Origin of the sequence: Winogradskyella litoriviva, assembly GCF_013249065.1 — a bacterium.
Lineage (GTDB): Bacteria > Bacteroidota > Bacteroidia > Flavobacteriales > Flavobacteriaceae > Winogradskyella > Winogradskyella litoriviva.
Genome location: NZ_JABRWQ010000005.1, coordinates 74546 through 86715, shown reverse-complemented (window position 1 = coordinate 86715; position 12170 = coordinate 74546). Strand labels below are relative to the sequence as shown.

At 30.2% G+C, this 12170-nt stretch carries 14 protein-coding genes; 5 read left to right on the top strand and 9 right to left on the bottom strand.

Going from position 1 to position 12170, the window contains the following annotated elements; genetic code table 11:
• Window positions 1-59 precede the first annotated feature (59 nt).
• The 3 genes from HNV10_RS11875 to HNV10_RS11865 all read left to right on the top strand — a co-directional run bounded on the left by HNV10_RS11875 (window position 60) and on the right by HNV10_RS11865 (window position 1842).
• Window positions 60-506: a FixH family protein gene (locus HNV10_RS11875; RefSeq protein ID WP_173301605.1), complete on the top strand. Its 447-nt coding sequence runs from the start codon at window positions 60-62 to the stop codon at window positions 504-506.
• Window positions 507-1208, top strand: coding sequence for a sulfite exporter TauE/SafE family protein (locus tag HNV10_RS11870; RefSeq protein WP_173301604.1), 702 nt, complete (start codon window positions 507-509; stop codon window positions 1206-1208). It begins immediately after the preceding gene.
• A gap of 70 nt (window positions 1209-1278) precedes the next feature.
• Window positions 1279-1842, top strand: coding sequence for a hypothetical protein (locus tag HNV10_RS11865; protein WP_173301603.1), 564 nt, complete (start codon window positions 1279-1281; stop codon window positions 1840-1842).
• An 87-nt stretch (window positions 1843-1929) separates the two neighbouring features.
• Here the strand turns inward: HNV10_RS11865 and HNV10_RS11860 are convergent, their stop codons facing one another.
• Entirely contained in the window at window positions 1930-2763 is an 834-nt protein-coding gene (locus HNV10_RS11860; protein ID WP_173301602.1) for a universal stress protein, read from the bottom strand.
• A gap of 86 nt (window positions 2764-2849) precedes the next feature.
• Entirely contained in the window at window positions 2850-4214 is a 1365-nt protein-coding gene (hemN, locus tag HNV10_RS11855) for an oxygen-independent coproporphyrinogen III oxidase (protein WP_173301601.1), read from the bottom strand.
• A 146-nt stretch (window positions 4215-4360) separates the two neighbouring features.
• On the opposite strand from hemN, the gene HNV10_RS11850 reads away from it, so the two are divergent.
• Complete coding sequence (locus tag HNV10_RS11850) at window positions 4361-4990, top strand: YceI family protein (RefSeq protein ID WP_173301600.1); 630 nt, start codon at window positions 4361-4363, stop codon at window positions 4988-4990.
• A gap of 170 nt (window positions 4991-5160) precedes the next feature.
• Here the strand turns inward: HNV10_RS11850 and HNV10_RS11845 are convergent, their stop codons facing one another.
• Window positions 5161-7308: a S46 family peptidase gene (locus HNV10_RS11845; protein WP_173301599.1), complete on the bottom strand. Its 2148-nt coding sequence runs from the start codon at window positions 7306-7308 to the stop codon at window positions 5161-5163.
• Window positions 7309-7512: 204 nt separating this feature from the next.
• Here HNV10_RS11845 and HNV10_RS11840 point away from each other — a divergent pair, with 204 nt between their 5' ends.
• Complete coding sequence (locus HNV10_RS11840; protein WP_173301598.1) at window positions 7513-8688, top strand: LETM1-related biofilm-associated protein; 1176 nt, start codon at window positions 7513-7515, stop codon at window positions 8686-8688.
• Here the strand turns inward: HNV10_RS11840 and HNV10_RS11835 are convergent, their stop codons facing one another.
• Genes HNV10_RS11835 through HNV10_RS11810 form a run of 6 tightly spaced genes read right to left on the bottom strand, consistent with a single transcriptional unit; the run spans window position 8689 to window position 12169 of the window.
• Complete coding sequence (locus tag HNV10_RS11835) at window positions 8689-9444, bottom strand: LytR/AlgR family response regulator transcription factor (RefSeq protein ID WP_173301597.1); 756 nt, start codon at window positions 9442-9444, stop codon at window positions 8689-8691.
• Between the two features lie 33 nt (window positions 9445-9477).
• Window positions 9478-9795 carry a 2TM domain-containing protein gene (locus tag HNV10_RS11830; protein ID WP_173301596.1) on the bottom strand — a complete coding sequence of 106 codons (318 nt, stop codon included), beginning with the start codon at window positions 9793-9795 and terminating at the stop codon, window positions 9478-9480.
• Between the two features lie 15 nt (window positions 9796-9810).
• The gene (locus HNV10_RS11825) at window positions 9811-10149 is read right to left on the bottom strand and encodes a 2TM domain-containing protein (protein ID WP_173301595.1); all 339 of its coding nucleotides are present in this window, start codon (window positions 10147-10149) and stop codon (window positions 9811-9813) included.
• 12 nt (window positions 10150-10161) lie between these two features.
• Complete coding sequence (locus HNV10_RS11820; RefSeq protein WP_173301594.1) at window positions 10162-10482, bottom strand: 2TM domain-containing protein; 321 nt, start codon at window positions 10480-10482, stop codon at window positions 10162-10164.
• Between the two features lie 11 nt (window positions 10483-10493).
• The gene (locus tag HNV10_RS11815; protein WP_194241042.1) at window positions 10494-10808 is read right to left on the bottom strand and encodes a 2TM domain-containing protein; all 315 of its coding nucleotides are present in this window, start codon (window positions 10806-10808) and stop codon (window positions 10494-10496) included.
• Between the two features lie 11 nt (window positions 10809-10819).
• Window positions 10820-12169 (bottom strand): histidine kinase, encoded by a 1350-nt coding sequence (locus HNV10_RS11810; protein ID WP_173301593.1) that lies wholly within the window; start codon window positions 12167-12169, stop codon window positions 10820-10822.
• Window position 12170 lies beyond the last annotated feature (1 nt).

The following is a 12170-nucleotide window of genomic DNA, read 5'->3' as shown; positions in this document are numbered from 1 at the left end:
ATTCTGGAAAATTTTCAGAATAAAACAAAAAAATGGAGATTCCTTAGGGAAGTAGAATTATGAAAATAAATTGGGGAACAGCAATAGTAATAGCTTTTGTATGTTTTATTTCATTTATCATGTACTTTGTTATTAGCATGAGTACAAATAAAAAATATAATCATGATTTGGTAGTTGAAGACTATTATGGAGAAGAACTTCAATTTCAAGATGACATTGATAAAGAAGAACATTCTAAAACTCTAAGTACTAATATATCATGGAAAAAAACTAATAAAGGCATTGAGATTTCATTCCCAAAAAATTTAGATTATAAAAATATTGAAGGAAAAGTGTTCCTATACAGACCATCTAACAAGCAATTAGATTTTGAAACTCCAATTTCATTGTCTAACCACAATTTGCTCATACCTGACAAACGCTTGTTGGATGGTCGTTGGAACATTAAAATAGATTGGCAATATAACAATAATTCTTATCTCTATAAATCTGAAATCACATATTAAATGTTAGTTTCGGCTCTCATATTAGGATTATTAGGGAGTTTACATTGCGTGGGAATGTGTGGCCCTATTGCCTTTATGCTTCCCGTAGATCGTTCTAACTCCTTTAAAAAAGTATCTCAAATTGCCATTTATCATTTTGGCAGATTAATCGCGTATAGTATTATTGGGTTGGTTTTTGGCCTTTTAGGTAAAAGTTTTTACCTGTTTGGAGTTCAACAGCAACTCTCCATTGTCATCGGTATCTTAATGATTGTAATTATTATTTTACCTTATAAAACAATTAGCAAACACAACCTTTCTAAACCACTTTACAAACTAATTTCTAAATTAAAATCTTCTTTAGGCAAGGCTCTAAAAAAGAGAACTCCAGATACATTCTTAACCATTGGTTTTCTAAATGGCTTTTTACCATGTGGATTAGTTTACATGGCAGTATTTGGAGCTATTGCAACAGGTAGTTTATTTGAAGGAAGTTTGTATATGATATTATTTGGAATAGGCACTATACCACTTATGACTACAGCCATATATTTAGGAAAATTTTTAAATAGTACTATAAAACAACGTATTCAAAAGGCAATACCAGTTTTTGTTGTAATTATAGGCTTATTATTTATTTTAAGAGGCTTAGGTCTTGGAATTCCTTATATCTCTCCTGCTCCAATTGTAGAAACAGCCTCTAGCGCTATTGAGTGTCATTAACGCGCAATATCTATTCTTACAAACTCAAACGATTAGTGCTATATTAGCATTCTTAATTAATCCAATTAAAATGAAATACACTCTTTTTGTATTATTAGTTACTTCTTTTATTTCAATAAAAGCTCAAAATCAAAATATTAGCGTAGAAAAATCAACTTTTGGCATCCAAACAGGTTTCTTAGGTATATGGGCACATAATGAAACAAAGCTTACAAATTCTATAGCTTTACGAAGTGAACTAGGATTAGATTTTGGCGCTTTCAGTGAAAATTTCGAAGAATCAGTATTTGTGTTTCTTCCAGCTATAATAGTTGAACCTAGGTGGTATTATAATTTAAACAAACGTGTTTCTAAATCAAAACGAATAGATGGCAACAGCGGAAATTTTATTTCAATTAGAACAACTTATCATCCCGATCTTGTAATAGGCTCTATTCCTAGTCATCTTAATTTTATTAGCGATATCTCTATAATTCCTACTTGGGGAATAAGACGTAATATTGGAAGTCATTTAACCTATGAAACAGGTATAGGTTTAGGATTTGGTCATCTTTTTAAAGAAAAAAATGTATATATAAAAGATATTAATTTTTTAGCTCTAAATCTGCATTTAAGGATTGGATATAGATTCTAACAAATTAAAAAACGCCAAAGAATTAAATCTTTTGACGTTTTAAATAGATGTTATAAAAAACTAACTAACAAAGACTAACACCTATAACTATATTTTAAAAGTCATAACAGGTAAAGTAGAGTGATTTGCTATATCTTCTGAAACACTACCTTCAAAGAAATGTGACAAACCTTTTCTACCATGTGTAGCTACCGCTATTAAATCTGCACCAATAACATTAGCAAAATTTAGAATTCCTTTTTCTATAGAATAATCTGAAACCACATTTACAGTATTTAAATTATCTACATTTCCATCTGCTCTTTTTAAGAAATCGGCAACCTTTTTATCTATTTCTGAAGAACTTTTAAAGTTGCCATCGGGAGAATTTACATATACCAAATGCATTTTAGCACCAAGTTTATTAAAAGTTGATTTTGCATTTAAATACGGCTCAACAGCTTCTTCAGAAAAATCACATGCAAAAACTACATTTTCAAAATCTAATAAAATAGGGTTATGTTTTATTACCAAAACAGGGACATCAGAATGTCTTACAACCTTTTCTGTATTAGAGCCAATTAAAACTTCTTTTATACCACTAGCACCTTGCGATCCCATTATAATCAAATTGGCGTTATGCTCATCTGCAACATCATTAACTTCACTCCAAACTTTAAAGTGTTTAACAATTGGTGTCACTTTAATGTCTTTTAAATATGGTTTATCTAAAAAGGTTTCAAACTTTTGTTCTGCCATTTTTAGATAAAAAACTGCCTCTTGACTTAATGTATCACTTGCTGAAGATATAACAGCATTAGACAATTCTAACATGTGTAATACAATTAGTTCAGAACCAAATTTTTGTGCTAAACTTGCTGCAGCTTCTAATGCAAATTCTGAATGTTCAGAAAAATCTATGGGTACAATTATTTTTTTCATTATTATTAGTTTTAATTTAATGATGCTTTACACAAAACACACATTTTAAATTGTAATTTTTAGTGTTATTAGTATCACTTTTAAATTTAAATTGTCATTGAAAACAACTTTGTTTCTGGCTTTTTTCGTTGTAATAACAAATCAAAAGCCATACATATATTTCTTATAAATGGTTTCCCTTTATCTGTAACAGTTACCTGTTTAGATTCAAACTGAAGTAAACCATCTAGTTCAAATTCTTTTAGTTTTATGAGAACGTTAGGCAAATCATCAAAAGTTAAATTGTTATTTGTCCATGAAGTTTTAAAATTGCACATTAGGTTAAGTATGTGCTTTCTAATAACTAAATCTTCACTATTTAAAATATGACCTTTAAAAACCGGAATAGTATTCTCTTCAATTAAATTATAATACTGTTCAATAGATTTTACATTCTGAGCAAAACCATACCAACTATCACTTATTGAAGATACCCCTAAACCAATCATAGCCTGTGTCTTAGAGGCTGTATAACCCATAAAATTACGATGCAGTGTTTCATTCTCCATGGCTTGGTAAAGTGAATCTGTCTTTAAAGCAAAATGATCCATACCTATTTCTACATAGCCAGCATCTTCTAAATTTTGCTTACCAGTTTCGTATTGTTTTCGTTTAGAATCTGCCGTTGGTAAATCGTCATCATTAAATCCACGTTGCCCATTTCCTTTTATCCAAGGCACATGCGCATAACTATAAAATGCTATACGATCTGGCATTAAAGCTTGAGTTTTGTTGATGGTTTCTATAACATCTGCTTCGGTTTGAAAAGGTAAACCAAAAATAATATCGTGCCCAACAGAAGTATAGCCAATTTTACGCGCCAAGTCTGTAACTCGTTTTACATTTTCAAATGGCTGAATTCTATGTATGGCTATCTGTACTTTTATGTTGTAATCTTGCACTCCAAAACTAACACGTCTAAATCCTAAATTGAACAAAGTTTGCAAATGCTCTTCTGTAGTGTTATTAGGATGTCCCTCAAAACTAAATTCGTAATCCTCAGCTAAATCAGACACTTTTAATAATTCCGTTATTAAAAAATTAAGATGTTCTGGCGAGAAAAAAGTAGGTGTACCTCCTCCTAAATGTAATTCTTTAATTTTTGGTTTTTCGTTTAGTAGCTCACAATATAAATTCCATTCCTTTATTACAGCGTTTATGTATGGCGATTCTACTTCGTGTCTTTTTGTAATGTGTTTATGGCAACCACAAAATGTGCAAAGACTTTCGCAAAAGGGTAAATGAATATATAGACTTATCCCTTCTGAAGAATTACTCTCCTCAAAAGACCGTTTTAATGATGCTTTCCATTCTGATAATGAAAACGTATCCAGATCCCAATAAGGAACTGTTGGATAACTCGTATAACGAGGTCCCGCAACATTATATTTTTGTATTAACGTTTGACTCATACCTATTTTATAGCCACCAAAATTAGTCGTATGTTGGGTTTTAAAATATGATTTTTATCATACGGGTTAAAATTAAAATCTTAAGAATCAAATCTGGCTTGCACATACGCTGTTATATTACTAACTTTACTTAAACAAAAAAAACCATGAAAAGAATAAAATATTTATCAATTCTCGCTGTAATTGCCTTAGTGTTTTCATCTTGTAAGCAAGAGAATAAAAAGTCAGAAACTGAAACCGAAGAGACAGTTGAAAATACTGTTAAGTACATTGTTAAACCCGAAGCAACTTCTGTAAAATGGACAGCTTATAAAACAACTGAAAAAGTACCCGTTGGTGGTGAATTTGCAACTTTAAATTTTGAAGAAAAAGCAGGTGCTACACCTTCTGAAGCATTAAATGGTTTAGAGTTTACCATTCCTGTAAGTAGTTTATTTACTAAAGATGAAACAAGAGATGCTAAATTAAAAGCTTCCTTTTTTGGTGTTATGCTAGATACTGAGTTTTTAAAAGGAAAACTTAGAGCTGTAAATAATGAAATTACTGCCAAAATAACAATGAATGGTGTAACTGCAGAGTTACCATTAGAAGTAAGTATTACAGAAGAAAGACGCGTAAGCATGAAAGGTACAATGAACCTAAAAGATTGGGACGCATTAGGTGCCTTAGAAGCATTAAATAAAGTTTGCTATGACTTACACAAAGGTGCAGATGGAGTTAGTAAAACTTGGGATGATGTCGCTATTGAAGTAAATACTTTCCTAAGAGATAAATAATATTACTGTTGTGACGTTAACTTAAATTGATAGTTAAACAATCATCTAACTTAATATTTGTTAAAAGCATGTAAAGCTATATATAAGTTTTAAAACAGTCTTAAAAACCAATAAAAAAAGCGACCAATAATTCAGGTCGCTTTTTTTTATTACAATTAGTTTTCTTTTTACTATTTGGTAATAATTGTTAACTCATCTACAATATGTTTTGCATTAGAGTATTTATCAATTAACCAAAGCACATATCTAATATCTACATTTATAGTACGTTGTAATTTTGAATCGAAAATTACATCTCCTGCCATGGCTTCAATATTTCCATCAAAAGCCAATCCAATTAATTCGCCTTTACCGTTAATTACAGGTGATCCAGAGTTTCCTCCTGTGATATCGTTATCCGTTAAAAAGTTTACAGGTAACTCACCACGCTCGTTAGCATAACGACCATAATCTTTCTTTTCATAAATATCTAACATGCTTTGATCTAAATCAAACTCACTATCATTAGGCTTATATTTTTTAATCATACCTTTAAAAGTGGTGTAATTATTTTCTTTTGCATCGTTTCTTTTATCTGCTGGTAAAGCTCTCACTTTTCCGTAAGATAAACGCAATGTAGAATTTGCATCTGGATATTTAATATCACTTAATCCAGACTCTCTTAATCCTTTAACCAATAATCTAAAAGAGGCTTGAAAATCATTTTCTGGCTGTACTAAATCTTCAGGACTCTCTCTATACTTATCCAACAATTGATTAGATAAAATATATAACGGGTCATTTTCTAAAATAGCCATATCTGGATATTGTAAAAATGCTTCTACACGTTCTTTAGAAGTAAACATACTTAAATCAAATATAGCTTTGGTATAACTAGTAAAATCATTGTTGTTCTTTTCTCCAATTTCAGCTACCAATTCTGGTAAGGAGTAATTAGATTTTGAAGCCATTAAACCTAATTGTTTTGCAAAAACTTCTTCTTCTAAAGGTAAATAGAAGTCTTTATAATTACTCTCAACATATCCTTGTATTCTAGGTAATAGGTTTTTCTGTTCTGCTTCACTAGCACTTGCATATTGTTTTAATGCAGAACCTACTCTATAAGGTAAAACTGCAAACTTACTAGAACGTAGCATCCCAATAAGATAATTACCTTGTTTCGCTTTTTCGTTGGTTAAACTATAATACTTATTTATATTTTCTATAACGTTACCATAAGTTGCTTTGTTCGCTTTCTTATTCGCCCATTTATCAAATTTAGCTTCAATTTTGCTCTTTTTTTCTACTGTTTTATGTTCGGTTAAAGCTTCAATCATTCCTGCTCTATTTTTCCAATAGTTTGCAATACTTGCATAAGAAGACGCATACATAAGGTTTATAGATTCGTCTGCATCCATGTACTTTTTATAAACATCCATGCTTAATTTAGAACCTTCAACCCAAGCAGGATAAGCGTATTTAACGTTTTGTTCTACACCTTGTGCTGGCATCCATCGATTAGTTCTTCCTGGATATCCTAAAATCATTGCAAAATCGTTTTCCTTAACACCATCAATATTTACTGGTAAATGATATTTTGCTTTTAAAGGCACGTTGTCTGTAGAATAGTCTGCAGGTTTTCCGTCTTGATCAGCATAAACTCTAAATAAAGAGAAATCACCAGTATGTCTTGGCCATTCCCAGTTATCTGTGTCACCACCATATTTACCAACACTTTCTGGAGGTGTTCCTACCAAACGAACATCTTTATAATCTTCGTAAACAAAATAGTAAAATTCATTTCCTTGATAAAACGAACGCACAGAAACCGTATATTTTCCACCTTCACTATTCTCTTGCTCAATTTTAGCAATCTCTTTGTTAAGTGCAGCTTCTCGTTCTTTTTCACTCATACTATCGTTAACTTGAGCTAACATACGTTTAGAAACGTCATCCATACGCACAAAAAAGCGAACGTATAAACTTTCTGGCTTCATTTCTTCTGCCATAGAACTAGCCCAAAATCCGTTTTTTAAATGATTTTGTTCTGCAGTTGATAATTCTGCAATAGCATCATAACCACAATGGTGATTTGTTAATACTAATCCACTATCTGAAATAATACTTGCTGTACAGCCACCATTAAATTGTACAATGGCATCTTTTAAGCTTTGGTTGTTAATACTATAGATTTCTTCAGGCGTTAATTGTAAGCCCATTTTTTGCATATCGCGATAATTTAAACGCTCTATATGCATTAAAAACCACATACCTTCATCTGCCATTACTGACGAAAATGAGATAATAAAGGCAATAATTGTAAGGGATAATTTCTTCATGTTTTTTTGTTTTGAATAATGGCTATAAAAATAGTGAAATTGTTTTGTTTATAAGGAGTCTTATTGATTTAAAGTCTAGTGATTTTAGTTAATTGTTTGCGTCTCTGACACCTAGAATAAAATTAAAAGTTGTGGTTTTGTTATTGAAATAAATCGTGATATATCAATAGAAAAATTTAACTTTGACTTTTCAAATTAAAAGATATGAATCCATCAGCTCATGGCTGGATAAAAAAGTTATTAAACCAAGTTTCTGAAACGGTATACTCGCAAACAGAAACCGAAGCGTTTTATAACCGCTTAAAACAAGCAGGATTTATTTACGGAAGTAACATTAAAGTTGTTCTCGACATTATTAAACCCTTTGATTTAACTGAAGAGGAACGTTGCAAAATTAATTTACTGCTCACCTATTACTTTATTTATTTAAAACATAAATCTGATGAAGATTTTATAGATAGTTTAATTAGATACTACAAAGCAATTAGTAATCAGAAGCGGTCTTTTTTTGAAGAATTATTTGGAGATAAAACACCAGATAGTTTATTGGAGAAAATGATTCATAAGCGTATTCATATCGACGATAATTTTATTACAAAAAACTTTAATTACTTTTTAATTAATGCTCTTTTGTTTGTTGATGTTTTAGGATATCAACGCTTTTTAAGAGATGAAAAAGACATTAAAAACTACGTAAATAATCTTGAATCTGCTCTAGAGACTATTGTATTCTCCGTAATAGACAATAAGTCTGTAAAAACAGAGTATGATGATAATCTTATAAAATTATTTGAAGGCTCTATTCGTCATAAAAATTCAGAACTACCAACATACCAAAACGCTGTATCTTTTATATCTGAACCTCTAGAAAAACTATACGTTGTTGATTTGGTTTGCATGGCGTCTTGGACGGATAAAACCATTGACACTGAAGAACGCGAATTCTTGTTACGTTTAAAAAATGATTTAATCTTAGATAGCGAAATTATTGCGCAATCTGTTAATGATATTAATTTATTCTACGACGAACACAAAGAAGATGTTGCATTTTTAAGTTCTAAAAACCTAGCACAAAGTTTTTACGATAATAGTAGTAAGGTTGTTTCTAAACTTATTACCCGAAATAGCAAACGATTAATTAAAGAACTATCAGAAAGTAAGGAAGCGATGACGCTTTTAGCACAATCTACACAACGAACACTTACTGACGAAGAGCAGAAGAAAATTCAGTCGCAATTACTAGATATTTTTAAATCTATCCCAAGCTTAGCAATCTTTATGCTACCTGGAGGCATGTTGCTTTTACCTTTATTTGTAAAGTTTATTCCTAAATTATTACCATCTGCCTTTGATGAAAACAGAATAGACGATAAGGAATAATTATTCTAACCAGTTTTTAAAATCCTTTACCCGTTCTCTTGCTACAATAATATCTTGCTCGTTAAAACGATTCAGTTTTATTTGAAGTCGAGAATTGGTATAACTAACCATATCTTTAATGGCATTAATATTTACATAAAATTTTCTACTAATACGGAAAAATACATTAGGTTCTAACTCTTCTTCTAACTGGTCTAAAGTAGAATCTAAGAGGTAATTGCGTCCTTCATTTGTAAAAGCATAAGTTCCTTTATTTTCGCTATAAATACATTCTATATCTTCAATATTTATAAGTTTAAGATGCTGACCAACTTTTACCGAAAAACGTTTTTTGTACTCGCGTTCTATTGGGTTTACTAAAAGATTTTTAATATCATTAAAATCTAAAGTAACCGACTGATTTTGTGGTGTTCTACCTTTATATTTCTCTACTGCGGTTTTTAAATCGTCGTCGTCAATTGGTTTTAACAAATAATCTATACTGTTTAGCTTAAAGGCTTGTAATGCATACTCATCATAAGCTGTGGTGAAAATTACAGCTGATTTTATCTCAATCGCTTCAAAAATCTCAAAAGACAGACCATCGCTTAATTGAATATCTAAAAATATCAAATCTGGATGTTTGTTATTCTGAAACCAATCAATAGATTCTTCAACTGAATGCAACATTGTTTCTGCATTAATATTTAATGTTTTTAACATACGTTGTAGACGTCTTGCTGAAGGTTTTTCGTCTTCTATTATGATTACATTCATTATTTAAATTTATTTACTTAACAACTAATTTATCTATTCCCAAAAAGTGGTTTCTTCTTCTTTATTGTTTAAAAAATCTTTGGTTTTTTTGTCTTCCCAACTCTTTCTAAAAATTTGTTTTTCTTTAAAAACATTTATTCCATGTATAATTATAAAAACGGTCCAAGCCACTAAAATACTCAGATTTAAACTGATGATATTATTTTTATATGGACCTACAACAATATATAAATTATATAAAAGAAGGGCTACAGCTATAATATAACCAGCTAAATGAATATAGAAAATCTTTACTTTTCTAACCTTATCTTTTGCTTTTCTTAACTGCTGTTTTTCTATTTCTTGTTTCATAACAATGTATTAAAACTATTGCCAATGCTCTTTATCTTTCTCCATAAATTCTTGAATTTTTTTGTTTTCCCATTCCTTATTGAATAAAAAGTTTGGACCAAAAACACCCAAGAAATGAAACACCAATCCTATTCCCCAAAAAACAGCGGTTGCGTATGGACCAAAGCCAGAAAAGCCAGCATTTACTCCAATTAGAATAATTAAAAATATATTAACTACGATGTAAACTGCTAAATGCCAATAAAAACCGACTATAGCATCTACCTTTTTTTTAGCTCTTAAATAAGCTTCTTCATTTCTAAAATCACTTGTATTATTAGATTCTTCGTAAGGTTCTATATGATATTTTTCCATTGTATTTTATTTTTATTCGTTTTGTAGCTCATCATTCATCAACTTTTCAATTTTTCGCTCTTCCCAATCCTCTCCTAGAATAAGTGGAAGTCCAAAAACTGAAAAGGCATGCAGCGCAATTGCAATTCCCCAAACTAACCAAGTAATTATGGTTGCAAAATCAAAAAAAGCTTCATTAAATGTTTCACCATTTTTTAAGTTATGCATTATTTTAACTGCCGTAATTACCGTATTAATAACAAAGTAAACCGCAAAATGTGTATAAAATCGTTTTAGTTTTTCAACTTTATTTTTTGCCTTTATATAATCTAATTCTGAATCTGGTGTTTTCATAATTCAATAATTTAATTCCAGCGTTTTGTTTCATTTTCTTTTTTCATATATGCTTCAATTTTTCGTTCTTCCCAATCTTGAAAAAACACAACAGAGATTAAGTGTATTACTAAAACTAATCCCCAAACTGTCCAAGAACTTAAGACATCAAAACTGAATAATTCGTTTGTAAAACTTTCCCAACTACCTAAGCTATTAAATACCTTAAAAGCCGTAATAATTGAATTAATTATAATATAGACAGCTAAATGGTTGTAAAATTTCTTTAACTTTTCTACTCTATTTTTCGCCTTTAAATATGTTAAATCTGTATTATTAGTTTTCATTTTATCAAATATTAATTCCAACGATTATTATCTTGTTTACGCATATATTCTTCAATTTTGCGCTTTTCCCAATCACCTCCTAATGCACCATTATCTACATATACTCTATAAGCCTGAATGACCAAACTTAAACCCCAACCAAACGTTGGAAACCAAAACCATTGTATGGTGTGTCTTGAATAAGTGTACCATATAAATATTAAAAACGGAATAACAAAAACATAAGAAATTAAACTATAGTAAAAGCCTTTTAATTCTTCTACACGTTTGCGTGCTCTAACATAATCGTCGTTAAGACGATCTTTTGATTTTTGTGTTGTTCTCATTATTGATACTTGTTTTGTGAGCATAGGTATTGCTACTGCAAAATCCTTTTCTCGTTGATTGATGATGACTTTTCTGGTTGAAAGCAGTTGATAACGTTGCTTAATATTTTCTAAACCAACTCCACTACTCTTTTTTACAATTTGTTTGGGCTGAAGATTATTCATAACCACTAAGTTATTTCCGTCTTCATATATTTTAATATGTAATGGCTTACTCGATGTAACCATATTATGCTTTACCGCATTTTCTAGTAAAAGTTGTAATGATAATGGTACAACTTTACTCTCTGGGTTTGTAGCTTTATCAGGAATCTCAAAAATAATGCTGTCTTCAAATCTCATTTTTAACAGCGACATATAGGTTCTGGCAAAATTTAATTCTTCATCTACTGTTACTAATTCTTTACTTTTTTGTTCTAAAACATAACGATAAACCTTAGATAAAGAAGTTGTGAATTTTTGAGCATTTTCTGGATTTTCCTCTATTAAACTTGTTAATACATTTAAGCTGTTAAACAAAAAATGTGGATCTAATTGATTTTTTAAAGCATCAAACTTTGCACTTGCAGTACCAGCTATTATTTTTTGCTCTTTAACTTTATTCTTTTGATAACGATTATAAAAATAAATCACATGAAAAATAGAAACAACGGTCAGTGTTATCCATAAACCAAAGGAGTAGCCTTTCCAAGATTCGTTATTTAAAAATGTTTGAAAATCCACACTGTAAATAACAACTGAAGTAAAAGCTCTTAATAAAAATAAACCAATTAATGTTATAATGGTACTTCCTAAAACTCCAATAATAATGCGCTTTATAGAATCTCCAGTTTTCCAGTGACGTTTTTCCATATAATCAAAAAACGCCATATTAGAATACCCTAAAACAAATGCATAGAGTTGATAAAACCCAAACTCAATAAAAAAATCATTTATTGTTTTATAATCAAAACCTCCGAAAAAAAGTTTTCCTATTAGAAAAATTCCACTTCCAATTAAAAAAGTTAATATGATTTTTTTTACTGACCTTTTCATG

What these genes read in the sequence shown, in the direction of transcription:
- HNV10_RS11875 (WP_173301605.1), top strand. Translation starts at nt 60, where the DNA reads ATGAAAATAAATTGGGGAACAGCAATAGTAATAGCTTTTGTATGTTTT.
- HNV10_RS11870 (WP_173301604.1), top strand. Translation starts at nt 507, where the DNA reads ATGTTAGTTTCGGCTCTCATATTAGGATTATTAGGGAGTTTACATTGC.
- HNV10_RS11865 (WP_173301603.1), top strand. Translation starts at nt 1,279, where the DNA reads ATGAAATACACTCTTTTTGTATTATTAGTTACTTCTTTTATTTCAATA.
- HNV10_RS11860 (WP_173301602.1), bottom strand. Translation starts at nt 2,763, where the DNA reads ATGAAAAAAATAATTGTACCCATAGATTTTTCTGAACATTCAGAATTT.
- hemN (WP_173301601.1), bottom strand. Translation starts at nt 4,214, where the DNA reads ATGAGTCAAACGTTAATACAAAAATATAATGTTGCGGGACCTCGTTAT.
- HNV10_RS11850 (WP_173301600.1), top strand. Translation starts at nt 4,361, where the DNA reads ATGAAAAGAATAAAATATTTATCAATTCTCGCTGTAATTGCCTTAGTG.
- HNV10_RS11845 (WP_173301599.1), bottom strand. Translation starts at nt 7,308, where the DNA reads ATGAAGAAATTATCCCTTACAATTATTGCCTTTATTATCTCATTTTCG.
- HNV10_RS11840 (WP_173301598.1), top strand. Translation starts at nt 7,513, where the DNA reads ATGAATCCATCAGCTCATGGCTGGATAAAAAAGTTATTAAACCAAGTT.
- HNV10_RS11835 (WP_173301597.1), bottom strand. Translation starts at nt 9,444, where the DNA reads ATGAATGTAATCATAATAGAAGACGAAAAACCTTCAGCAAGACGTCTA.
- HNV10_RS11830 (WP_173301596.1), bottom strand. Translation starts at nt 9,795, where the DNA reads ATGAAACAAGAAATAGAAAAACAGCAGTTAAGAAAAGCAAAAGATAAG.
- HNV10_RS11825 (WP_173301595.1), bottom strand. Translation starts at nt 10,149, where the DNA reads ATGGAAAAATATCATATAGAACCTTACGAAGAATCTAATAATACAAGT.
- HNV10_RS11820 (WP_173301594.1), bottom strand. Translation starts at nt 10,482, where the DNA reads ATGAAAACACCAGATTCAGAATTAGATTATATAAAGGCAAAAAATAAA.
- HNV10_RS11815 (WP_194241042.1), bottom strand. Translation starts at nt 10,808, where the DNA reads ATGAAAACTAATAATACAGATTTAACATATTTAAAGGCGAAAAATAGA.
- HNV10_RS11810 (WP_173301593.1), bottom strand. Translation starts at nt 12,169, where the DNA reads ATGAAAAGGTCAGTAAAAAAAATCATATTAACTTTTTTAATTGGAAGT.